Source organism: Cysteiniphilum sp. QT6929, from assembly GCF_030035755.1.
In the GTDB taxonomy this organism is placed as follows: Bacteria; Pseudomonadota; Gammaproteobacteria; order Francisellales; family Francisellaceae; genus Caedibacter; species Caedibacter litoralis.
Genome location: NZ_CP103983.1, coordinates 820,298 through 846,975 on the forward strand (window position 1 = coordinate 820,298; position 26,678 = coordinate 846,975).

Below are 26,678 nucleotides of genomic sequence, written 5' to 3' on the forward strand. Positions count from 1 at the left end.
CGATCAATCAAATATTAACTTAACAGTATAGTTCGGACGTTTGAGTTTGGTGCGTTTGTAGACATCAAAACATATATCAACAACAACCTGATTAATAAATAAGTTAGCAATCCGTTTTAACTCATAAAGATTTCTTTGTTTGTTATACAATACGAAATAGTCATACAACGTGCTAAAGTGCTTTTTCACTGTACTTTCTGAACAAAACAGTAGCTCAGCAATTGCCTTATAATCCAGTTGAAACCAAGTAGCATAAATCAGTACTTTGAACAACTTAAGCGGTAATTCAATCGTATGAAAGTAGCGGTTGCTAATCGTTATAATTTCTCTACCTAGTGGGTTCTTATCTATTGTAATACCCGCATCGCCTAAAAGTGGTTTAGAACGCCCTAATAAACCGCAAACTCTACCTTCAATAAATAATGGCTCCTTCTCTGTGATTACTATGTTTGAACCACCAAATGGCAGCGGAAAATTTTCTATATTAAGGTATTTTGTGCCACTTTTTAAAACAACCATTTCACCCAACAGACAAAACTCATAAATATCACGCCATAACGGCACTTGTGATGCACTTTTCCCCAATAGATCAGATTCTTTCCTAAATCCGGCATAGTGCAGATATGCTTTATTGCAAGCGATCACTCTTCCTTGCATGTCCTTTGCAAATTTTGCTATAAGCTCATCCTTTTCATCAGAATGGACATAGCTACTTATCACACCATAAGACTCACTGTTATACATCATAGGCAACATCAGAAGATTTGTTAATATAAACTTGCACTAATGATCACCTTTTATAGTTATTAATTCAAGCAGTTTTGATCTTTATTCTATGTGTTTTACGGCTTGATCTTACCTCAAAATAAGTCACGTGCAAGAACGTGCTTAATATCTTTCTCAGTAACGCCCAAGATTTTAATACCGTTGGTTTGTGCAGCACCAAGTATGTGCCATTGTATCAATCATTATTGCTTTATACGTAACGCGTTGCCTGTAACTTTATGGTCGTTGTTACTTTTTCACATGCCTCACTAGACTGTTTAGAATGAAAAGGCTGCTAATCACAAAGGCATAGACTGCTAAAACTGCCAAAACAGTAAACTGCCCATTAGGAAACCTTCCTAATTTGATATGCAAAAATAATTGCGCAAATGCAACATCCATACCAAAAAGAATGATGGGGGAAGCTAAGATAAGATTAGGACTTACGCATTGATGGATGGCATGAATTTTGGTAGTAGCGATTCCATCGATGGTGCGAACTCAGTCACAAACTTAGCAATGACACTTTTAAATAACTCTCTGGATAACTCATAGCAGTTTTTCACTAAATCGGTAACCTTCATTCTCTGCAAAGCAACATAGGCACAAATGCCTGCAAAAATATGTGTATTTACAGAAGATGCATTGCGTACCTGAAAATGCTCAATATGACACACTTGTTTAATAATCCTGTGGTATTGCTCTATTTGCCAATGCTTATCATGTAGCTCAGAAAACTCTACTCGTGTTAGACTTTCCAACTATTCTGATTCGTCAGTATGACCTTCAGGAAATGACATATCCATAGCATAATGCCTCACTTGGTCTTTTAAGTGCGTTCTAAAAAGCTTGATATAACCATACTCCTTTAACCAAACTGACAAACCATCCGAAGGTACATCTAAATCACGGACAAGCTCCCATTTTCCTTGATGGATAGATACTTTACGATTGCTTTCTAGTGCAAACATGAATCCCAAACTGTGGTTTTTCACAGCTTTCAAATTCTTAACGCAACTATACCAGCTATCGCCAGTAACCCAAGCAGGAGTCAGCCCCCACGATAGAACCTCACTTAACATTTCTAAAAAATAATCGTTCTTAGTTTTGCCTTCAGCTTTGTCATAAATGCGATAGTTAACGGGAAAACTACGTCCATTAGAGTCCGTATAATACAATGTGATTAAGTTAATCCCTTTTACCACGGCATGATGCTTTCCGGAATAAAAATGTCCCACATATGAAATGTGATGAGCATAAGGCTTATCTAACACACTGTCATCGACACTTAACGTTCCTCCACAAGAGCCAATATTTTGCTTGACCTCATTATACAAATCTAATGGTGTGTAATTTTCCCTCTGCAAAAAGCGATTAACGCTGTCATGTGATATATTCAAGACTTCAGCGACGCGCTGACAGCTAACAAATTTAGGCTCACTTATGAGAAAGCCAATATACATTGGTAACGTACATTGAGCTGTTGGTGGTCGTGTTATTGCTCTTGTCATGCTTGGTTAAAGCCTATCAACATCCATTTTTGGTAAGTATACAGGGGAACTAGCACATAATCACGCTGTCATCAATGCGTAAGTCCTATAATATTAATAATACGCCAATAATTATCAAACAAATTCTTTCTGTGCGGCAATAAGGGCATGCCTCCACTACCCCCATTAAGTCCAGTAATAACGTACCAATCGCAATCAACAAAATAAATATCCCAAAACTTCTTTGTGCATATTAATTTATTAATGCTGAATATAAACGGTGAACATTCACCTCATTTCCCCTCTAAGTAAACTAATATCTAGGGTTTGCGCAGTACCAAGTATGCGCAATGGTATCTACCATTATCGCTTTGCAATGCGCATAAGAGTAAAAGGTCTTGTTGTAGTCTGGCGAAAATGCATAACTAACTTGCCATTGTCGACCATAACTTAGATTTCCTCCTGTTACATCAATAACTTCATAGGCAAACAACTCTCCTCTACCGCCAGCAATACGATCACCATTTTTCTTGCAGCGATCCATGGCTACCTGCATTGGTTTATCACTACTTACAGTAAATTTACTATTATTATGCGTATAGTAATTATAGTAAACTCCCCCATGATTATAGGCAGGATCAAGTGCAGGGGAAGCATAACGCATACGCTTTGCTCCACCTTGTCCACATGTCTGTCGAATTATAAACTGATGCTCAGCGTTATCTCCAGTCATACTGACATCCAACAAACACCCTCCATGCTTATCATCACAATTTTCTTTAGACGATTGCGCCATAGCAAAACCTGTGCTTAACACTCCTATTACTGCTATCATTAAAAACTTTCTTTTATACATATTATCCTCTTTTCGTTTTTGGTTGGTAAATTTAGAAACATTGATCACTGAGTGATCCAACGCTGCTGACTTGCGTCATATTGATAATTCAATAAAATCACCGTGCCTTGATTTTGTGACTTAGTCACATTTAATACATCATGCATTTGTTGCGGATTAATTGGTGTGCCAAATAGCATGCCACTTGCCTGACATAAATGTTTAGCTTGATCGGATATCACTTGCGCACTAGCTGATGAATCAATGGTTAAACCATTTAAAATACGCCATTGCGGCTTGACTAAATCATTACTTCGGCACAACACACCTGCTTCTGAAACATCATGATTATTAACCATTTGATTGACAGCGGCATTATCATTTTGAACTTTTATTTGAGCAAAATTACTCACACCATCAACCACTGCTTGCGGGTAATTTGCTGCCCAACTCCAAATAGCTGCTTCAACTCGTGGGTCATTTTGCGCTAATTTATCCATCGCAAAATAATTAATTGGGCACTGACTTAATTCTTTTATATTATCCATAGTAATAACATCACTTCCCCCACCTGATGCCTTGGTAGCATCGCCATTAATCCCCCATAAGCCATTGTGCGCACCATCACTAGGATAAAGGTGACTTTGCAAATCTTGGCAGTTAAACTCGCTCTTTTTCTGCCAGTCATTAAAGTTACTGACACCTGGATCTTGCGGCAAACTAAGTACATTGCCAGCAATACCCACCTCGTTTTGATCGGTTACTTGAGAGAAAATATATGGGTTGTTTAAACGCTCATCCGCGCCACCAGATGGACCATGTAATGCATTATATTTGGCAATGATGATCACCTGACGTTTTAGCTTACCAATCACATCATTGGCTGTTAGCTTGCTCACTGGCAATGAGGTCGCACCGTCATGATTGATATGAAACCCGATATTATTTAGATCATCTTTGCTTAAAACCTTACCAGACAAGCTAGCTGTTAACATATTAATAAAGTTATTCATATCACTTGTTGCCTGTGAGGACTTGCGTACAACGCCAAGCTGACCAATATCTAAATAGACATATACCAAACTATGCGGATGCTCATTTAACCATTGATTAATCTCTTGTGCCATTTTTTGCGTGTAATGTTCACCATTTCCATCTTTAAGGGCACCTGAACGACAAACGACTTTATTTAATAATGCTTGGGCTTCGGCGCCTGAAGTTCCTGATTTAATGTGAAAATGACACTCATACATAGCATGACCTTTATCCCTAAATGGATAGTCTGGAAATAACTGCACCAAGTCAAACTCAATATGTCTTGCTCCTTGATTTAACTGATCCGTTAAATTGATCACTTGATTGGGATCCTCGCATGCCATCGTGCCTGCTGCTGATCCGCCACATTTTGAAATGCCATCCTCTTGATCGCTAACATAATAACGCGAAATGCCACTATTATGTGTGCCGATCTGAAACTGTGCATTTAATGGCGCGTTTTGCCCTATCTCTGATTGTAACAACATGGCGCGATTAACCCATTCTTGATGTGTTTCCCCCTGTGAGATCTGGCATAGCAAAATGCCCGCACCCAATAGGCTTAATAACTTTTTCTTTTGCTGTTTAAACGATAAATACATAGATTCTCCTACTTGCGTACTTGGTTTATGATTCATTGGAATTTTCTGACTTAGCCAATCAATGGCTTTGATACATTTTTTTAGTATAGATACTGCTGACAAAGTGCCTTGAATGCCGAAAAATGTGTCATCGCTTGTAGCTCATGATAAATCAATTGAGCACATTCATCTGGTGTTTTATTATCGGTATTTATGTCTATATCATAACGCGTATATTCATGTGTCATATGATTTGAGGCGCGACTCATGCCAATAGGTCGGAAATCATCTTGGTAATTTTGGGATTGCTCCATGCGTTTTTGCGCGCGACTTTCACCCACCGCATCTGATACACGCATAGCAACCATGACCACTTCATATTTTTGAAGCTTCTCTAAAAACACCTTGAAATCATCAAAACGCCAGAAGATCTCATCTGCTACCACACTTATACCATGGTTTAGAAAACAACAGACTGATTCATAACGTGCTAGGTTAATGCGCTTGATAATATCACCATGCACGATTTCTGTCATCGTATGCTCATTTTCCTGATATTGCCTTGGATACAAATAATCTTTATCCGGCTTTGACAATTCTAACTTATCCGTTGGAATGGCCAGATGAAACGTATCAATCCCAAGATGAATATTCGGTTCATCCATTAAGTTTTGTAGTGCTTTTGCAGTCGAGCTTTTCCCCGCACTGCAAGCACCCACCAATAAAATAAGTCGTGCCATGTTGAGTTGTTTCCATTCCTTCATTAATCAAATATTATACAAAGCAATTGATATTTATATAGTAACCCAAGGTTACTTCAACAATTTATGAGTAGATAAGCACTTAAACAATAGTTTATTGCTAATAGCGCCTTATTCACCATGGTTGTTGATTTAATTCCATTTGAATTTCAAAACAGTTTGCAAGCACTATACCAAGGCTATCCCCAACTTGGTAAGCAAAATTTCTGAAATGTAGATAGTATAATGCTTTGCGCCATACACAAAGTTGAGTTAAGGCGCTACAGATTTTTTGTGTTTTTTGATTTTTTGTTTTTTTTGTGAAGACGTGATCGATGCGTTATAGCGTTGTGATGATCTGCTTTAGTGGAATAGCTGGTGCATTACAGGCTTTATAAATCTTAGCCTGATCATGATTGGGTTTAGCTGACTTACGAATATGTAAGGTTTTCCCCTCTTTGGTATAAGGCTTCTTCAATGGCATCTTTAGACTTTAACAGAACATCCGAAATACGGTACAGGCGATTCTTGTGTAAGGTGCTAAAATCAGTCTGTAGCACCTCATCTAGTGCGCTTTTGGTTTTTAAAACTTCACACGTCCTCACCTCACTGGCAGGGTACAATGTGCGCGCTAAAATCGTGGCTAGCGCGTCTTGGCACTCGCTATTGGATAAACCACATGTGCTTAGAACCTGTGGCAAATGCAGGTCTTGCGCTGCTTTGTGGACAAGGCTTTCGGCACCAATACTTTTAATATCAGAGGATTCAACAGAGGAAATATCTACTTGCTCATAGTGTGATTCTGCTGGTGTTGTATTAAATAACGCTTCACCGTGCTTTTTAATCACCAGAGCGCTTAAGCGACGTGCTTCTGCTTCGATATGATCATCAACACTCAATGGCGCATGCTCAGCGCCATGGAGTAAGTCTTTAACGCGATCGGTTAACAATGTCCATTCTGACTCATCAATGGCAGTATTGTCACTTATTCGCTGAAATAGACAAGCCACCTTGTGTTGCCACATAAACATTACTGCCTATAACAAAGATCCCATTACAGAGATTATCACCCAAACCATCAGCAGTTGTCTTATTGATCCATGTGTTGCCACCATCTGTTGAGATCGATAAACCAACATTGGTAGAAGCATAAATTGTATTGCCTAAAGCAAAGGTATAACGAATGTTATTACTTGCTAAACCGTTAGCAGTTGTCTTATTGATCCAAGTGTTACCACCATCTGTTGAAATCGATAAACCACCAATGATGGTAGAGGCATAAACCGTATTGCCTGAAACAAAAACATGACTCACTAAATTATTGCCTAAGCCATCAGCTGTTGTTTTATTCACCCAGGTGTTGCCATTATCCGTTGAAATTGCTAAACCACCAAACATTGCTACATACACCTTATTTTCGGATTCAAAAGCAGCTTTAATATTGTTACTTGCTAGTCCATTGGCGGTTGTCTTGCTAATCCAAGTGCTACCACCATCAGTTGACATTGATAATCCACTACCTGTTATAGCATAGATATTACGACCAAAAACAAACACCCGTGTAACGCCATCATCTATTAATCCATCGGCAATGGTTTTAGTGATCCATGTGTTTCCATTATCTGTTGAAATTGACAGACCATGATCTGTTGCGGCATAAATGTAGTTGCCTGAAACAAAAACGCTTTCAACAAGATCAGAACCAAGTCCATCCGCTGAATTTTTATTGACCCATGTGCTACCTTGATCTGTTGATATGGATAGCCCACCACCTGTTGCTGCATAAATTTTATTGCCAGAAACAAAGGTTTCATAAACAGCATTGTCTCCCAAACCATTAGTTGTTGTTTTATTTATCCAAGAGATTCCTGCAATGGTTGAAATGGATAACCCATTGGAGCTAGCGGCATAAATATTCCCACCTGCAATAAAAATATGATTAATACTATTATTCCCTAGCCCATTTGCTGTTGTTTGATTAATCCATGAGGTGCCACCATTAATTGATAGCGATAATCCACTATCAGTTGCGGCATAAATCGTATCCGCTATCGCAAATATACTACGAATAAAATTACTTCCTAATCCATCAGCTGTCGTTTTGTTAATCCATACACCACCATTATTGGTTGAAATTGACACACCACCAATAGTGGCAGCATAAACATTACTGCCTGAAGCAATAACTCCATAAATTCTGTTGTTTCCTAAACCATCGGCAACTGTTTTGTTTGACCATGTATTACCTCCGTCAGTAGAAATAGATAATCCACTATGAGTTGCAGCATAAACATTACTGCCAGAGGCAAAAACGCCATAAACAATGTTATTCCCTAAGCCATCGGCAACTGTTTTATTTGACCATGTTGTACCACCGTCAGTGGAAATAGATAATCCACCATTGGTTGCGGCATAAATAGTATTCCCAGCAGCAAAAACACCATAGATATTATTGCTAATCAACCCATTAGCGGTTGTTTTATTAACCCATGTTGTACCACCGTCAGTTGAAATTGATAACGCACCATTTAACGCAGCATAAATAGTATCCCCCTCAGCAAAAACACCATAAATATAATTATCGATCAATCCATCAGATGTTGTTTTAGCAACCCATGTAAGCCCATTATCAGTGGAGATGAATAAGCCATTTGTAGTAGCAGCATAAACATTTTTACCTGTTGCATAACTACTATTAACATCATTATTTGCTAACCCATTAGCTGCTGTTTTATTAATCCATGTGCTCCCATTATCAGTTGAGATAGAGAGCCCACCAGTTGTCCCTGCAAACACTGAATTACCTGTAGCAAAGGCACTGAAAATAGCATTTCCTCCTAGATTGTCAGCCGTGGTTTTATTGATCCATGTATTGCCGCCATCAGTAGAAATAGACAATCCACCACTGGTTGCGGCATAAACATTACTTCCAACAGCAAAAACATCATTGATAGCGTTACTGCCTAAGCCATTAATGGTTGTTTTATTTGACCATGTACTACCGCCATCAGTAGAAATAGACAATCCACCACTGGTTGCGGCATAAACATTACTTCCAGCAGCAAAAATGCCATTAATAGAATTATTAGCTAAGCCATCAACAGTTGTTTTATTCGACCATGTATTACCTCCGTCCGTGGAAATAGATAATCCACCACTGGTTGCGGCATAAACATTACTTCCAGCAGCAAAAACATCATTAATAGAATTACTGCCCAAGCCATTGATGGTTGTTTTATTCGACCATGTACTACCACCATCAGTAGAAATAGATAATCCACCACTGGTTGCAGCATAAATAGTATTGGCGATGGAAAAAACACCCCGAATAGTATTACTAGCCAGCCCATCTACAGTTGTCTTATTAACCCAGCTACTGCCACTGTTGGTAGAAATTGATAGTCCTCTATCTGTAGCTATATAGATATTAGTGCCTGAAACAAATATTTTCTCAAGTTTATTGCTTATTAAGCCATCGGCAGTTGTTTTATTAATCCACGTTACGCCATCGTCAGTTGAAATAGATAGCCCACCACTGGTTGCAGCATAAATAACATTATCAGACTCAAAAACGCTACGGATATTCAAGTCAGCAATTCCTTGGTGAGTCAAAAGTGCGTTTTGAGGTATGGTGTAAAAAGAAGGGTAATTACTAATGCTGACTTGCTTTAATACACTTTGTGTACCATTACCACTAACCTGTATATCAACACTTTGCATTAAGGGTGATGCAATAACACCAGGTAAGTAGTCTAGAATATATTGACAAGTGGTACTCGGAGGTAGGGAATTGCTATAAAAATTGCTACAGCTACTGACAAAAGGAACTACCACCAAATTATTCGGTAGTGTTGTTGAAACCGTAAGGTTATTTATAGTCACAGTGGATGAGCTATTTTCTAACGTTAGAATAAGCTGTTGATTAGCAATACTATTAGTCGTGAAATGATTAGTTGATGGTGTGACCGTAAGTAACAAGGGTGTTGATGCAGAAATATTGCTTTTTACTGCGCCATTAGTATTATTACCAGAGATATTAATGATTCCAGTATTGCTAGGACTTGCTCCAGCAATAAGCGTAATTGTGCATGCGCTTAATGCTGCCAACTCACTTGTACAATTAGTTATGTGAGTCACGCCTGCTGGATTAGTAATATTAACTGCCAACCCAAATACTGGTACAGGCGATAGATTTTCAATTGTAATCACCGTTGAATCATTAGGAGATAGCGAAATATTACTTGAGGGTGAAATTTGGATAGCGGGACGCACAACAGGTACAATCGCACTAATAAGATGAATACCATTAGCTGTTGCTAATAATATATCAGAGTTTTCTGAAGTAGCACTGTTATCAGCACTCATCGTGATTTGACACGATGTCTGAGGTGCTAATGATGGTATGCATGTGTTATTAGAAAATGTTAACTTAGTATTGTTGGAGGAAAATGAAGAGCCGGTTAAATTGATATTAAAATTTGAGTTATTGGTAATCGTCAAGATAGCTGATTGCCCTGCACCTAGGTTATTAATGGCACTAATTGATGTATCCAGAGTCTCCAACGTAAAATTTTTAATACTACTTGTAATGGTTTGACCATTAATTTTAGCCGAAATCGTATACTCGATCGTTTGCCCAGCTAGTGGCAAAGCAGATGAGTTTGGTGTCACCAAAATGATACAATCTGCTCCAAACACTAGCGGACTACATGCTCCTGAATAACTCACATTAAATTTATTGGTATTATTAATGTTCACAAAATTTAAGAGCACGTCAGTTGCATAATCATTTGAATTAGTTTCATCTGCGCCCACTTTTAAACTACTGATGCTGGATGAAAAGGATGCCAAAGAAACCGCTATTGATAGGGTATTACCTTGGAGCACTGCATTATCTGATAACACAGAAAGAGCCGTTTGTCCGCCTGTTGGTGCCGTGCTACCTGATTTACTACTACAGCCAGAGAGAAGTAGTAAAACTAATAACGAATAGATAATACACGTGGTATATCTTTTTACTTTCAATAATAAAAACTTGGCGCACATAATAAACTCCTATAGTGATTTCAAATTAGCCTCTTATTAAGTTGGATACCCTTGGCATAACTTCAAAATACTCAGCCAGTTTATCCATACTACTCCATCGATTTTTCAAATTTACTCTTTAAACTTTTTGACCTGCTTGATTACTAGCAGGCTTCTTTTGCTCTTGCTCTTGCTCTTTCTGTTCCTGCTTAACTGCCTGCGGTTTGCTTGATTTTTCTAATAGCATTTCACTTTTGATTTTCTCTAAAGTTGGTTTCAGTGCATCGTATGCCTTATCAACTTCTTGATTAAACGTTCCTGTACTTTGATCTTTTAACAAGACTTCAATTTTTTGCTCAAGCTTATCAAGTGGTAAGTAACGGGCATCTGCAGGTAAAACATCTAAACCAATCGATTGATAAAGTTTAGATAATGCCTCATGCGCTCTGGCAAGTGCGACATCCTTATCAAATTGTGCTGAAATCGCTTCAATACCACGGCGAATAGTGATCTGTTCATTGCCCTGATTCGCTTGTTCAAGCTTTTCAGCATGCTCAAATAATGCCATCGATATCTTGGCTTCCTGAACCGCATAGCTTGCATCTTCTTGCCATAATAAATAATTGGTGTAAGCTATACGCACCTGTGTTAATACCGTAATCGTTGTTGCTATTTGCTTTAATTGCTCGAAACTGTGTGTTTGATTGGCAAGACTAATCGCATAGGGTCCGGTTAATACTGTTTGAATTAGGTTAAGAGACGCACCAATATTGCCACCCCACCAGTATTGGTTTTTCATAAATTCGTTATTCGTGGCATTGTATCCAAAGGTGAAATCAATACCAGGCAGCATATTAATAATCGCTGCTTGAATCCCTTTTTTGGCAATTTCAGCTTGATAAGATGCTTGACGCAATTCAGGACGATAAACAAGTGCTAAAGTGTCCATTTTTTCAAACTGCGGTGATATATTTGGCAAGTTCATCAAATCACTTGTTGGACTTTCTAACTCAAGCTCACTGCTAGGTTTGGCATTCATTAACCTAATGAGTGTTGCTTTGGCATCAGTAATTTGCGCATTTAACTGATTAATTTTACGAATCGCTTTAATTAATACCTGTTGATAATCTAACTCAATTTGTGGTGTATTGGCTTTCTTTTCAGAAGCTTCTTTTGATCTTTGTAAGGCAAGTTCTGCTTTAGCTTTAAACGTATTCACCTCCTCTTTCATCGATTGTGCAGTCCATGCCTTCCAATAAGCAGAGACAACCTCCTGAATTAATTGCTGTGTTACCCGCCGTCTTTCTTCTTCAGCAATCATCACGCGGTTGGCCTGCTGTTGCGCTCTGGTATAACTTAACCCCAAATCAAGTAAACTCCACTGTAACCCGTAAGATTGATTAATAACCTCACGCGGTGTAAAGCTCTGCTGCCCTGGCGTAACCTGACCATTTGAGTCAACTAGATTTTGAATTAAGTCATTATTTCTAAAACTATAATCAACACCGGCATTAAATGCGGGAAGCATTTCCATATAGGCGGCTTTTAAATTGCCCGACTCCAACATAAGCTGTGCCTGTTGTACCTTATGGTCAAGGTTATACTTCAGTGTTCGTGCAATTGCTTCAGCCAGTGTGACTGTATGATTTATCTGTTGTTGATTCGCTATTACCTCATGCAATCCCTTGTAAGTATTATTTAACTGAACCTCATGAGTAATTGCCTTTGGCGTAATACTGCAGCCAGATAATATCAGGCTGCCTGTCAATAACCATAGTAAAGGTTTGATCTTGCGATACGTTAAGGTCTGATTAATATCCATGATAACCTACGCTCCATTCATATGAGATTATTTAACTTTATCCTCGATTGATACCCTTAAATCTTTTTAGATTGCTCGTTATCACTTCGATTCTCCTGGTTTCCTGTATTTCCTTTATTTCCTCTAGTTTCGCTATTGTCTTTATCTTTATTAATCATAGTTAATAATTTAGCCTTTGCTAGCTCTATTTTATAGCTCTGCTCAGTTTCACTAAATACAATCTGATTGTCTTCTACAGTTGTTCTTCCAAAGAGCTTCGCTTTAAGTTTGGCGAGCAATCCTTCTTTCATCGGCGTGCTTAATGAGATATTCAATGCTTTGCTTATTTGTGCTGCATTATTCACCGTTTCAGCATCTTTGCTTTCTTTCACCGCATTCATAAAGTCTTCTGCTAACGCAGGATCTTGCTCTTTCAAGTAATCATACATATTGGCAATATGCTCTTCATTCAACTTAGGCTCTGCGGCAATTGCCTCAATAATGTCATCTTGTTTATCATCATCTGAATCTAAAATCATTTGTGATAACACAATCGCAACATCAGTACTTGGCATGTTTGACTCAATCGTCTGCTCAATCACACTTCTTACCACTGTAGTCGGTGTTTGATCAGCATCCATCGCTGCTTTTAACATACCTGAAGCAATCTTACCAACATTTGGCGCTGTCTCTCTTGCTTCAATTGCTTGCTGCAAGACACCTTTAACTACCTCAGCACTTGCGGAAGGATTAGCATCACTTGCACTGATTGTTTCTCTAAGCGCTGTTCTTGCAATCTCTGTTAAACGTTCAACAGGTGCTTTATTATCTAATGCTTGTGCAAAGTTAGATTTACTATTTTCAATGATCGATTTTACTTCAGGCTTCAAGGCGCTAAGCTCTCTTATCCTAGCATCTGAAACTTTAGTTTCCTGTACCTTGGCTGTAGATACATCGACTTTGTTTGCTTGAGCACTTTGTGTAATCACATCAGGCGTTTGTGCAACATTAATCAGCATCTGATATTCAGCCAGTAGCACACCATCTTTTGATACCTGTGTACTAAAGTCAGCCTTACCTGAGAATGCACTATTGGGTTTATAGTAAATATTAATTCTGTTATCAACTCTTTCTGTCTCAAGGCGACCTTCATTAGCAGTTAATCCATTCACCACCACTTCTACCTGATCTGTGCTAAGCATCGTACCGATCAAGACTGAGCTGCCTGGTAATATCGATGCCGTTAATGGACTGCCTAACGTACCGCTACCTGCTGTAAACGTTAATGTCGGCACAGTGAAGACTGTATTGTTAGCAAAGCCGGCAAACGCTTGATCAAATGATCTCACTGAACCAGAGTCAATCGCTGAAGCACTTGATGCTGTAGCAGCACCTGAGATCCGATACTGACCTTGCGCATTTGGTGTGCTTAAGGTTTCTCGCACTGGCGTGTTATAGATAATAACCGTTGAGGCAGCTAAGGTAGAACCAGAGTTTGGTCTTACAACAAACTGATCATTGCTTGCCGTTGTTACCTGAATACTACCATTGTCAAGCCTTTGAACTTGAGCACCATTTGGTACAAAGACATCCACTGTACCATCATTCCCAATATCCACAGCGGCTTTGTTATCTGTGCCATCAGTTACTCTTGTTTGTTGATCTCGAGGAACAGTGACTGTTGTGTTATTCGCAGTGGTCACTGTAATGGTGTTATTAGATTGCGTTGTCACTTGAGCACCACTGTCAACGATAACATCGCCTTGATTATTACCACCAACATCCAAGGTAATGGTGCCATTATTTGCTTCTGTAATCGTAATGTTTTGATCTTTATCTACGGTTACAACACCGCCATTTGGCAGTGTTACCGTAACTGTGCCATTATTGTTATTCACCACTAGCGTATTCTGTGGTACAACAACATCAACTTCACCATTATTATCAATATCAACAGGTAATAACCCGTCTGACGTCAAAATAAGTAGATTTGTGCTGCTTTGAGTTTCCAATGTACCATCACCATCTAGATAACTCACCACAACATGAATGCTCTTAGCTGCATCATCACCAATTAACAGATAGCTATTACTGGTTGCGCCAACTATCGCACTACCATTACGATACCATTGATATGTAAACACACCTAAACCATCGTTGTCACTGAGTGTATTAACTGCTGTTAATACTTGACCTACTCGGCGCTCACCAGTAATTGTAACAACACCATCTGGTGCATCATTCACTGGCATAACATCGATCGTCATGGTATAGCTTGCGACAGAGTCAGCTATACCATCGTTTACACTAAAGCCAAAACTGGCATAGTTAGTACCATTTGCATTTGCTTGAGGTATAAAGCGCAAATGACCTGCAGCAAGATCACTTGCTGAAATCACGGCATTTAATGTCACATCGTTACCGTTTAACTGTAATGATCCGGCATTTTCAAGTGTGGTGATTTTAATGCTCGATAAAGTACTGTTATCAAGATCCACAAAGTTAAAGTCTGTCGTATTAAAGACATATTGACTATCTTCATTAATCGTAATCGTACGGTTACTTGATAATGGCGCATCGTTCACTGCTATTACATTAATGGTACTGGTGATGGCATTTGAATTGATATCACCATCATTGACCCTAAAACTTACAGTACGCGCTAAGCTACTTGGATTATCTGAAGTGTTTTGATACGTCACACTACGTAATGCTGCCTGATAGTTGGCAAGCGTATCAGTACCTGTTAGGGTTAATACACCACTGGCAGCATTAAAGCTTCCTGTGATATTAGTAGTATCTGTAAATCCAAGCACATCTTGTCCTGCTGCAAAGTTACCCGTAATTGAAATGCTTGCACCTTCAAGATTTATATCATCAACGTCTGTAATTATAACACTATTATCAATGATGCTTGCTGGCGCATTCTCTGTATAACTCAACGTGCTTCCGCCTAAGATCACAGCACTATCATTAACACTAACAACATTCACGGTACTTGTTGCAACAACTGAGTTGCTATCACCATCATTAACAATCCAACTAATGGTTCTAGGTAAAGCGCTTGGACTCTCTGACGTATTTCTATAGGTTATACTACGTAATGCCGCTTGATAGTTGGCAAGCGTGTCACTGCCTGTTAAGGTTAACACGCCTGTTCCTGCATTAAAGCTTCCCGTAATATTGGCTGTATTGACAAACCCAAGAATATCCTCGCTACTAACATGGTTGCCACTGATCGTTACATTGGCACTTTCAATATGCGTATCATCAGGGTCACTGATAACAATTGTTGTATCAATTGCTGTTGCACTATCGTTTTCGGTATAGGTTATACTTGCACCTGCTGTTAATACCGCTGGATTATTAACAGCACTGAGATTAATCGTACTGGTTACCTCACTAGAGGGAGCATCACCATCATTGATCACCCAGCCAATGGTGCGTGATAATACGCTTGGGTTAGCCGATGTGTTTTCATAGGTTACACTGCGTAATGCCGCTTGGTAATTAAGAAGGGTATCACTACCTGTTAAGGTTAACACACCAGTGCCCGCATTAAAGCTTCCGGTGATATTTGCAGTATTTGTAAATCCAAGCACATCTTGTCCTGCTGCAAAGTTATCCGTAATTGAAATCGTTGCGCTTTCAATATGTGTGTCATCAACATCATTGACAACAATACCACCATCGATCGCAATCACACCAGAGCCCTCACTATAGTTAAGAACACCACCAGCACTAATGACTGGTACATCATTCACTGCAGTGATATTAACGGTACTGGTTACAATCGATGAATTTGAATCCCCATCATTGACTCTCCAACTAATGGTACGTGATAACACACTTGGATTATCTGAGGTGTTGCGATAGGTAATGCTTCTTAAAGCAGACTCGTAGTTAGCTAATGTATCACTACCTGACAAACTAAGCACCCCAGTCGCGGCATTATAGCTGCCGCTAATGTTTGCCGTATTGGCAAATCCAAGAATATCCTGTCCAGCGGCAAAGTTACCCGTAATTGAAATCGTTGCACTTTCAACATGCGTATCATCTGCATCAGATAACGTAATACCATTATCAATAACAATGGCACTGGCATTTTCAATATAATTAACAACACCGCCAGCATTTACAATGGGCGCATTATTAATCGCACCTAAATTCACGGTACTGGTCGCTATATTTGAATTTCCATCACCGTCATTTGTCGTCCAACTAATCGTGCGTGATAATGTGCTTGGATTAGATGATAAATTCTGATAAGTAACTGATCTTAACGCCGCTTGATAATTAGCGGCCGTGTCACTGCCTGTTAAGGTCAACACACCTGTTGTTGCATTAAAGCTTCCGCTGATATTTGCGGTATTTGCAAATGCTAAGATATCCTCACCATTGACATAGTTATTACTAATCGTCACTGTTGCACCTTCAATATTTGTGTCATCAACATCAGACATGCTCAGTAATCCATCAATCACTGTTGCTGGGTCGTTTTCACTATAGCTTAATACGCCTCCAGCAGATAAAACGGGAACATCATTCACCGCAGTCACATTAATGGTGCTGGTGACAAGATTTGAATTGGCATCGCCATCATTCACTAACCATCTAACGGTTCTTGACAGCGTACTTGGGTTATCTGAAGTATTTTGATAGGTCACACTACGCAATGCTGCCTGATAATTAGCGATCGTATCACTACCACTTAAGGTTAATACACCGCTGGCAGCATTAAAGCTACCGGTAATATTAGCAGTATTGACAAACGCTAAGATGTCTTCACCATTAACATAATTACCAATCATGCTAACACTTGCGCTTTGAATATGGGTATCGTCAACATCATTAATACTAATACCAGTATCTATCACACTCGCTGGCGCGTTTTCTGTGTAATTTAACGTGCCACCTGCTACCATAACTGGTGCATCATTCACCGCGGTAATATTAATCGTACTTGTCACCGCACTTGAGTTCACATCGCCATCATTAACAACAAAGCTCACGGTACGTGCTAAGGTACTTGGATTATCAGAAGTGTTTTGATAGGTCACACTGCGTAAAGCCGCTTGATAGTTGGCAAGCGTGTCAGTACCTGTTAGGGTTAACACACCAGTTCCTGCATTAAAGCTTCCCGTTATATTAGCAGTATTCGCAAATGCTAAGATATCCTCACCATTAACATAGTTATTGCTAATCGTAACACTTGCGCTTTCTATATTGGTATCATCCGCATCATTCACGGTAAGTGCCGCATCAATGGCACTGGCAGAGTCATTCTCGGTATAGCTTAACGTACCTCCTGCCACCACAACCGGTGCGTCATTCACCGCGGTGATATTAATCGTACTTGTAACCGCTACTGAGTTACTACCACCATCATTAACAACAAAGCTCACCGTACGCGCTAAGGTACTTGGATTATCAGACGTGTTTTGATACGTCACACTACGCAACGCTGCCTCATAGTTGGCAAGCGTATCACTACCACTTAAAGTAAGCTCACCCGTACTGGCATTAAAGCTTCCGGTGATATTTGCCGTATCAACAAACGCTAATACATCCTCACCATTAACATAGTTAGCCGTTATTGTAACCGTTGCTTCTTCAATATGGGTATCATCCTCATCGCTCACAGTAATGGTGCCATCAATGACACTGGCTGCATCATTTTCCGTATAGTTTAATGTTCCACCCGCTGTTATAACAGGAAGGTTGTTCACTGCATTGACATTAATTGTGCTTGTCGCTGCAGTTGAATTGACATCACCATCATTAACAACAAAGCTCACCGTACGCGCTAAGGTACTTGGATTATCAGACGTGTTTTGATACGTCACACTACGCAACGCTGCTTGATAATTAGCGACTGTATCACTACCTGTTAAGGTCAACACACCAGTCCCTGCATTAAAGCTGCCAGTAATATTGGCTGTATCCGTAAACTCTAAAACATCCTGCCCTGCGGCAAAGTTACCCGTAATTGAAATCGTTGCACTTTCAATATTAGTATCATCAACATCATTGACGGTAATCGAACCATTAATGACCACTCCTGGTGACTGTTCCGTATAACTTATCGCACCACCTGCCACGACAACCGGTGCATCATTCACTGCGGTCACATTAATCGTACTTGTCACCGCACTTGAGTTGACATCGCCATCATTAACAACAAAGCTCACGGTACGTGCTAAGGTACTTGGATTATCAGACGTGTTTTGATAGGTCACACTGCGTAATGCCGCTTGATAGTTGGCAAGCGTGTCAGTACCTGTTAGGGTTAACACACCAGTTCCTGCATTAAAGCTTCCCGTGATATTAGCAGTATTCGCAAATGCTAAGATATCCTCACCATTAACATAGTTATTGCTAATCGTAACACTTGCGCTTTCTATATTGGTATCATCCGCATCATTCACGGTAAGTGCCGCATCAATGGCACTGGCAGAGTCATTCTCGGTATAGCTTAACGTACCTCCTGCCACCACAACCGGTGCGTCATTCACCGCGGTGATATTAATCGTACTTGTAACCGCTACTGAGTTACTACCACCATCATTAACAACAAAGCTCACCGTACGCGCTAAGGTACTTGGATTATCAGACGTGTTTTGATACGTCACACTACGCAACGCTGCCTCATAGTTGGCAAGCGTATCACTACCACTTAAAGTAAGCTCACCCGTACTGGCATTAAAGCTTCCGGTGATATTTGCCGTATCAACAAACGCTAATACATCCTCACCATTAACATAGTTAGCCGTTATTGTAACCGTTGCTTCTTCAATATGGGTATCATCCTCATCGCTCACAGTAATGGTGCCATCAATGACACTGGCTGCATCATTTTCCGTATAGTTTAATGTTCCACCCGCTGTTATAACAGGAAGGTTGTTCACTGCATTGACATTAATTGTGCTTGTCGCTGCAGTTGAATTGACATCACCATCATTCACAACAAAGCTCACCGTACGTGCTAAGGTGCTTGGATTATTTGAGGTGTTGTAATAAAGCACACTACGCAATGCTGCTTGATAATTAGCGACTGTATCACTACCGGTTAAGGTCATGACTCCAGTACCTGCGTTAAAGCTGCCAGTAATATTGGCTGTATCCGTAAACTCTAAAACATCCTGCCCTGCGGCAAAGTTACCCGTAATTGAAATCGTTGCACTTTCAATATTAGTATCATCAACATCATTCACGGTAATCGAACCATTAATGACCACTCCTGGTGACTGTTCCGTATAACTTATCGCACCACCTGCCACGACAACCGGTGCGTCATTCACTGCTGTCACATTAATCGTACTGGTGACCGCACTTGAGTTCACATCGCCATCATTCACGACAAAGCTCACGGTACGTGCTAAGGTACTTGGATTATCAGACGTGTTTTGATAGGTCACACTACGTAATGCTGCCTGATAATTAGCGACTGTATCACTACCTGTTAAGGTTAACACACCAGTTCCTGCATTAAAGCTTCCCGTGATATTAGCAGTATCTGCAAATGCTAAGATATCCTCACCATTAACATAATTATTGCTAATGGTAATGGTTGCGCTTTCGATATTGGTATCATCCGCATCATTCACGGTAAGTGCCGCATCAATGGCACTGGCAGAGTCATTCTCGGTATAGCTTAACGTACCACCTGCCACCACAATCGGTGCGTCATTCACCGCGGTGATATTAATCGTACTTGTCACCGCACTTGAGTCAACATCTCCATCATTAACGACAAAGCTAATTGTTCGTGCTAAGGTGCTTGGATTATCAGACGTGTTTTGATACGTCACACTGCGTAATGCTGCCTGATAGTTGGCAAGCGTGTCAGTACCTGTTAGGGTTAATACCCCAGTTCCTGCATTAAAGCTTCCTGTGATATTCGCCGTATTTGCAAACGCTAACACATCCTCACCATTGACATAGTTATTGCTAATGGTAATGGTTGCACTTTCAAGGTTAGTATCATCAGCGTCGCTCACCGTAATTGCACCATCAATCACACTGGCTGCATCATTCTCGGTATAATTTAACGTGCCACCAGCCACAACAACAGGCGCAATACTCACACCTGTTACATTAATCTCTTGTGTTAACGCACTGCTTGTCGCGCCATCACCATCATTGACTGTCATCGCAATCGTCCGCTGTGCTGCTGGAGTTATGGATGAGTTAGTATATTGAATCGCTTTAACCAATGCTCTCACCGCAGCATCTGTGGCGTTAATACTCGTAAAATTAACCACCAGATTATTCCCAGCACTACCATTACTCACAATGCTACCAATAATATTCCCTTCAAAACTGACATCCGTACCGCTGACACCGATTTGATCAGTTCCCGTGCCCTGATTCTCAATGCTAAAATGATCCTCACTATTGCTGGTATTTACTAATGTTAAATTACCACCATTAAAGTTTGCCGTATCAACATCTATCACAACAAAGGCGTTTGTTAAAGTCGCAATATTATACGCTGGATCGCCTTCAGTTACCGTAATTGCGGCAAGAGTGCCTAAATTACTATTGGCAGGTAGGTCAAACAAGTAAGCCTTACCAGCGCTGCTTAAGCCTGAGACATCTTTAGCTGAGTTACCAACTAATACTCGACCATTGTCAATCACAATAGTACCGTAACTACCGCCAAAACCATCATTATCGAGTGTATCACTTCCTTTGAAGCTCTCTAATAGCTGCCAACTGCCTTCCAAATAGCGATAAACCAATGCCTCTGTAGGGTTGTTTCTGTGTGACGCAATCACTGTTTCACCTTCTATCGCAACAGAGAATCCAAAATTACCATTCGCAACTGGAGTTTGGGCAGTCAGCATGACTTCCTGTGCCCAGCTAACACCGTTAAATCGATAAATATAAACAGCACCCGCTCCAGCAGATGCCGCTATACTTGCATCACCACTACCAAGCACAATCACATCTTTATCCATGGCGATGTTATAGTTTATATTACTGGTTTGAGTAACATCACCAACACTGATTTTTTGCTCCTCATCCCACATATCCGTCGTGTCATTAAAGCGGTAAACATAAACAAGACCTGTCTTGGTTAACCCAACACTTGCTGATATTGCAATGGCGTTATTACTGATAGCAACACTAGAACCAAAGCGGTTATTTGCCGCACCATCACTGGCATTTAATTTCTGCTCAAGTGTCCACGTTTGACCATCATAGCGATAGACATAAGCTGAACCAGAACTACTGCCATTATCATCATCTCCAAATGAGCCTACCACCAGCGTATTGCCAGACTGGGCAAGGCTAATACCAAACTCATCACTAGCAGCGATATCAACAGGCACAATCTTTTGTGTTTCAATCCAGTTGCTGCCATCATATTTAAAGATATATACCGCACCTCTATTGCCATTGTCACGTTGTGCGGAAACAAACAGCATATCGCCATCCAATGCTACCTGCGCACCAAATTGCGCATTACTGGTCGCATCACTGGCAAGCAGTTTCGTTTCAATCCAGTTGCTGCCATCAAAACGATAAACATACACTGCACCATTTGTACTTAATGCACCACTATCCTCAAACTCAGCACCAATTGCCACCACATTACCTGACATCGCAACCGATGAACCAAAGAAATCAGCTACTGCTGCATCTGAGGCAACAAAGGTGTTAAGCTCACTCACTGTAATGTCTTTATTCACAAAAACAGGCGCATCGGCAACCGCGCTTAGATTAATCGTACTGTCTACACTCACAGAATCAACATCACCATCATTGACCACAAAGCTAATTGTCCGTGCGGCAGTATTTGGCGTATCTGACGTGTTTTGATACGTGACACTACGCAAAGCCGCTTGATAATTTGCCAAAGTATCATGCCCCACTAAGGTCAACACACCACTGATAATGTTATAAGATCCTTTAATCGTCGCTGTATCGGTAAAGCCTAAAATATCTTCAGCCATCGTAAAGTTATTACTGATGGTAATGGTTGCCCGCTCAAGATGCGTATCATCTACATCACTAATTGCCAAAGTGTTATCAATGACTTTTGCGGCATCATTTTCAGTATATGCAATCGTCACACCTCCAGTTAATGCCGGAACATCAGGCACTGAGGTCACATTAACCACTGCATTAATCACATTGGAATTATCATTGCCATCAAATACCGTAAAGGTAATCCCACGCGCTAACACAGACGGTGCCTCAGAAGTGTTCTGATATTTGACTGAGTGCAATGCCAACTCATAATTGGCTAATGTATCTGCGCCACTTAATGATAATACACCCGTGCCTGCATTAAATGATCCTGTGATATTGCCTACTGGTGTAAAGCTTAAAACATCTTCACCATTAGCATAATTGCTATTAATCGTCACCACCGCAGATTGAATCTGGGTATCATCACCATCATTGATTGCCAAGGTGCTATCAATCACCGTGGCAGCATCATTTTCAGTGAAGTTTAAGACCCGTCCTGCAAAATCTAAGCGATACGTACGCACATGACCACTATCCGTGCCATTGACCGTATCACTATTTGTTGAACCAATGCTTAAGGTTCTACCATCGCCACTTACCGCCACTGAATAACCAGACCAATCACCTCCAGCTGCACCATCAATTTCAGTCACAAACTGCCAGACGTTGTCAATATAACGATAAATACGTACATGCCCACTATCAGCCCCATTCACACCATCATTACGCGTCGCGCCAATGGCAAGAATCTCACCCTTACCACTGATTGAAACTGACCAACCAGATTGATCACCCGCAGCCTCTCCATCAATATTACCACCTAATTGTACCCAACTTGAGCCATTGTAACCATACACGCGAACTTGCCCACTATTGCTACCATTAGCATTGTCATTAAGGCGTGCACCAATCGCAACTTTAGATCCATCATCGGTTAATGACACTGAATAACCAAAATTATCATCCAATGCTTGACCTGTGATCGCACTACCAACGAGCACCCAGCTTGAGCCATTATAGTTATAGACTTGGACATAGCCATTGCCAACAGCAGGAGAGCTCGCACCAATTGCCACTGTGTTACCATCCTGACTTAAGGACACACTCTTACCTAAAATATCACCCGCGGCTAATCCTTCAATGTCTAAACCAAGCTGTGACCAAGTGCCACCACTATAACGATAGATTTCAACCTGTCCGCCATTATTATTGCCATTGCTGTCATTAAGTGCCGCACCAATTGCTACTGTCTGACCATCGCCACTTAAGCTTACTGCTGACCCTGATCTATCTGAAGCTGCTTCACCGGCGATATCAAGTCCTAACTGCACCCAGTTGCTGCCATTATATTGGAAAACACGCACATGACCGGAGTCTGTGCCACCATCATCGCTGTTCTCTGCACCAATGGCAACGATCATGCCATCATCACTTAGTGAGATAGCCGAACCTGAGTTATCGCCCGCAAATTCACCCAGAATATCGCTACCTAATTGCACCCATGCACTGCCATTGTATTGATAAATCTGTACCACCCCTTGATTGCTGGCATGGGCTTTTGATGCGACAGCAATCACCGAGCCATCATTATTCACTGACACCGCATGTCCTAGATTATCAAACGCTGCGGCACCATTGATATTAGCACCCAATTGATTTAAGGTGACCGGACCTTCAAAAGTGGTTAATTTAGGATCGATATTTGCCAAGACATTAATGGTCAATGGATCACTGCTTGATAAAGTACCATCATCTGATAAAACTGTTAATGTATCAGCACCCGTAAAGCTTGTTGTAGGCTGATAACTCATGCCATTTAAAGCGGCATTGATATCAGTAAGTGTGCCCGTAATCTGCATACTTGCACTACCATTACTGCCACTATTAAAAGTCAAACCCGTAACCTGTGATAAGGTTAAAATACCATTAGTCACCGACAAAGTAACCGTACTGTTGCTATTATCATCTGCAATGCTAATCACATTGGCATTGGCAGTATTAAACACCAGCGTGTTATTTTCTTTAATAACCTGTGTCGCAGGAATGGTATTAACTGGTGAGTCATTAACAGATGCGACGTTAACCGAACTGGTCACTACTGCTGAGTTGACATCGCCATCATTAACGACAAAACTGACTGTCCGCACTAAAGTGCTAGGGTTTTCTGAGGTATTCAGATAAGTTACACCACGTAACGCTGCCTGATAGTTGGCAACTGTATCACTACCACTTAAAGTTAACACTCCAGTGGCTGCATTAAAGCTTCCTGTGATATTTGCAGTATTCGTAAATGCTAAGATATCCTCACCATTGACATAGTTATTGCTAATCGTAATGGTTGCGCTTTCAATATTCGTATCATCGGCATCATTGACCGTAATTGCCGCATCAATGACAGTGGCTGAGTCATTCTCTGTATAGTTTAACGTACTACCTGCCACTACAACCGGCGCATCATTAACTGCTGCTATATTAATCGTGCTGTTAACTGCATTAGAATTAGCATAACCATCATAGACTGTAAAGCTTACTGTACGAGCTAACGTACTTGGATTATCCGAGGTATTTTGATACGTTATTGTTCGTAATGCTGCTTGATAATTGGCAAGCGTATCAGTACCCGTTAGCGTCAATACTCCAGTACTTGCATTAAAACTACCACTTATATTTGCAGTGTTAACAAAAGCCAGTACATCCTGACCATTGGCATAATTACCGCTCACACTAATGGTTGCGCTTTCGATATGAGTACCATCAACGTCATTAACAATAAATGTATTATCAATCACCGCTGCTGGTGCATTTTCAGTATAATTAAGAACATTACCTCCACCAGTTAGCACAGGCGCGTCACCTACATAATTATCCAAAAAAGTATTTGCAATATCTTGCAGCTGAGTTGTAGTCAAAGTTAATCCATTTTTCTGGGCAGCGACTATAAAGTATAATTCATCACTAGTACCAACCTGTATAATATGATTTTCAGGATCAGTATTGCTACTAAATGTATGAGAAGAACCACCGTTGTTTTTAATAATCACAATATGATTAACGGATGGGTCAGCGGTGTTTCCAGTTAGCGTGTAATATACCTTGTAATTACTATTTGCTGCCACAAACTCTCCTCCAGCTATTGTTCCAGCAAGATCGGTACCTAAACCACCAGTTATGGAAAACTGAGTAATGTTAATATCTCTCGCTACGGTAATAAAGTAGCCTGGAGCGTATTCTTTGGTAAAATAGTTACTGCCAGCCCCAAAGTAACTATTACCATTACTGACAACACCATTGGTGTAAGGTATATTGCCTTGAAGATTGGTGTTTAATCTATTACCTTGATCATACATATCTTCCCCACCATCACCAATATAGGTGCCACTGGGGTTGTCAACAATAATATCATGTGGGTTAATCAATAAATCAATTAGTGGTTGTGAATTTACATTAAGCGCATTTAATGTTCCGTTTATATCTCCAAGTAAATGACCATAATTAAGACCATCAAGAATAATAGTATCAACGTCAACTGCTTCATTAGCTTCTAATATGAAATCGCCTCCACGATTAATTGATCCCGTAATATCGACAGACGCAGCAATATCAGCGCTGGTTAATGCTCTTAATTCATCGATAAAGGCTTGCCCTTTATCCCCTTCGGCTACATTACAGCCATAGAACAAAATATCACCTTGCTCGGTAAGCGCTTGACCCCATTGTTGTAATTGCATTTGGTATTGTGCTAAGTTATTTGACGTTAAATCAACACTACCTAGCTCAAGTTTCGCCTGATCACCATGACTGATAATATGCACGGCATCAAGATTATTGTATTTAGCTAATAACTCAGCAATCTTATCAACCCCATCCTGATCAGGCAAAATTACCTCAATCGCTGCTTTACGCGATATGCTATCAATCAAAATATGCGGGTCTTTAACACGTGCATCAACAATCACCACTTCCTTGAACTTACTGTAATCAGTTTGAAATCCTTCAACATTGGCTTCGATTGCCTGCAATAAACTCTCTGTCGCATGCGCTTGTTCATTCTGATCAATCGCATTGAGAATATAGATTTGCTCTTGTTCAGATACACCATCCGCTAAATCTACCGTTTCAATCGCTGCACCGTCAAACATAAACCGTGGTTCAAGCTCTTGTAACAAAGATGGATACTGATCCGGCAGACGCAACAAAGCCTTATCGTTGCCCTTTTTCTTCTTGAGCTTATTAACATTGACTTTATCGACACGCTGTTTAGCCTCCATTGCCTCTACGTGTTTTTGCTTTTTAAGAAATATGCTATCGCTTAGATTGTTTAATTTTTCTTCAGACAGCTGTTGACGTATTATTTGATATACTTTCTTAATCATGGCGGGGTACCTCTTTTTTGCATGCCTAAAAGCTTAGGCAAAATATATACAA

General features: G+C 40.3%; 8 protein-coding genes and 1 pseudogene. All 9 read right to left on the minus strand.

The annotated features are described in order from the left end of the window. Window positions 1-3: 3 nt before the first annotated feature. Window positions 4-747, minus strand: a complete 744-nt coding sequence (locus NYP54_RS03525; protein WP_150468882.1) for a hypothetical protein — start codon at window positions 745-747, stop codon at window positions 4-6. Between the two features lie 461 nt (window positions 748-1,208). Further along, window positions 1,209-2,228: pseudogene (locus tag NYP54_RS03530) on the minus strand (transposase). 340 nt (window positions 2,229-2,568) lie between these two features. Further along, window positions 2,569-3,111, minus strand: coding sequence for a hypothetical protein (locus NYP54_RS03535; RefSeq protein WP_283157190.1), 543 nt, complete (start codon window positions 3,109-3,111; stop codon window positions 2,569-2,571). Window positions 3,112-3,155: 44 nt separating this feature from the next. Further along, on the minus strand, window positions 3,156-4,727 hold the full coding sequence (locus NYP54_RS03540) for a hypothetical protein (protein WP_283157191.1): 1,572 nt from the start codon (window positions 4,725-4,727) through the stop codon (window positions 3,156-3,158). A gap of 80 nt (window positions 4,728-4,807) precedes the next feature. Further along, the gene (locus tag NYP54_RS03545) at window positions 4,808-5,446 is read right to left on the minus strand and encodes a zeta toxin family protein (RefSeq protein WP_157968351.1); all 639 of its coding nucleotides are present in this window, start codon (window positions 5,444-5,446) and stop codon (window positions 4,808-4,810) included. Between the two features lie 431 nt (window positions 5,447-5,877). Further along, entirely contained in the window at window positions 5,878-6,471 is a 594-nt protein-coding gene (locus NYP54_RS03550; RefSeq protein WP_283157192.1) for a hypothetical protein, read from the minus strand. Then, on the minus strand, window positions 6,428-10,492 hold the full coding sequence (locus NYP54_RS03555) for a hypothetical protein (RefSeq protein WP_283157193.1): 4,065 nt from the start codon (window positions 10,490-10,492) through the stop codon (window positions 6,428-6,430). The genes NYP54_RS03550 and NYP54_RS03555 overlap by 44 nt, the downstream gene beginning before the upstream one ends. Before the next feature lie 118 nt (window positions 10,493-10,610). Beyond that, window positions 10,611-12,293, minus strand: a complete 1,683-nt coding sequence (locus tag NYP54_RS03560) for a TolC family protein (RefSeq protein ID WP_283157194.1) — start codon at window positions 12,291-12,293, stop codon at window positions 10,611-10,613. Between the two features lie 56 nt (window positions 12,294-12,349). After that, window positions 12,350-26,626 (minus strand): DUF4347 domain-containing protein, encoded by a 14,277-nt coding sequence (locus tag NYP54_RS03565; protein ID WP_283157195.1) that lies wholly within the window; start codon window positions 26,624-26,626, stop codon window positions 12,350-12,352. Between the last annotated feature and the right edge of the window lie 52 nt (window positions 26,627-26,678).

Bases quoted from the DNA above. Each gene is read 5' to 3' on its own strand.
- NYP54_RS03525 (WP_150468882.1), bottom strand. From the start codon at position 747: ATGATGTATAACAGTGAGTCTTATGGTGTGATAAGTAGCTATGTCCAT.
- NYP54_RS03535 (WP_283157190.1), bottom strand. From the start codon at position 3,111: ATGTATAAAAGAAAGTTTTTAATGATAGCAGTAATAGGAGTGTTAAGC.
- NYP54_RS03540 (WP_283157191.1), bottom strand. From the start codon at position 4,727: ATGTATTTATCGTTTAAACAGCAAAAGAAAAAGTTATTAAGCCTATTG.
- NYP54_RS03545 (WP_157968351.1), bottom strand. From the start codon at position 5,446: ATGGCACGACTTATTTTATTGGTGGGTGCTTGCAGTGCGGGGAAAAGC.
- NYP54_RS03550 (WP_283157192.1), bottom strand. From the start codon at position 6,471: ATGTGGCAACACAAGGTGGCTTGTCTATTTCAGCGAATAAGTGACAAT.
- NYP54_RS03555 (WP_283157193.1), bottom strand. From the start codon at position 10,492: ATGTGCGCCAAGTTTTTATTATTGAAAGTAAAAAGATATACCACGTGT.
- NYP54_RS03560 (WP_283157194.1), bottom strand. From the start codon at position 12,293: ATGGATATTAATCAGACCTTAACGTATCGCAAGATCAAACCTTTACTA.
- NYP54_RS03565 (WP_283157195.1), bottom strand. From the start codon at position 26,626: ATGATTAAGAAAGTATATCAAATAATACGTCAACAGCTGTCTGAAGAA.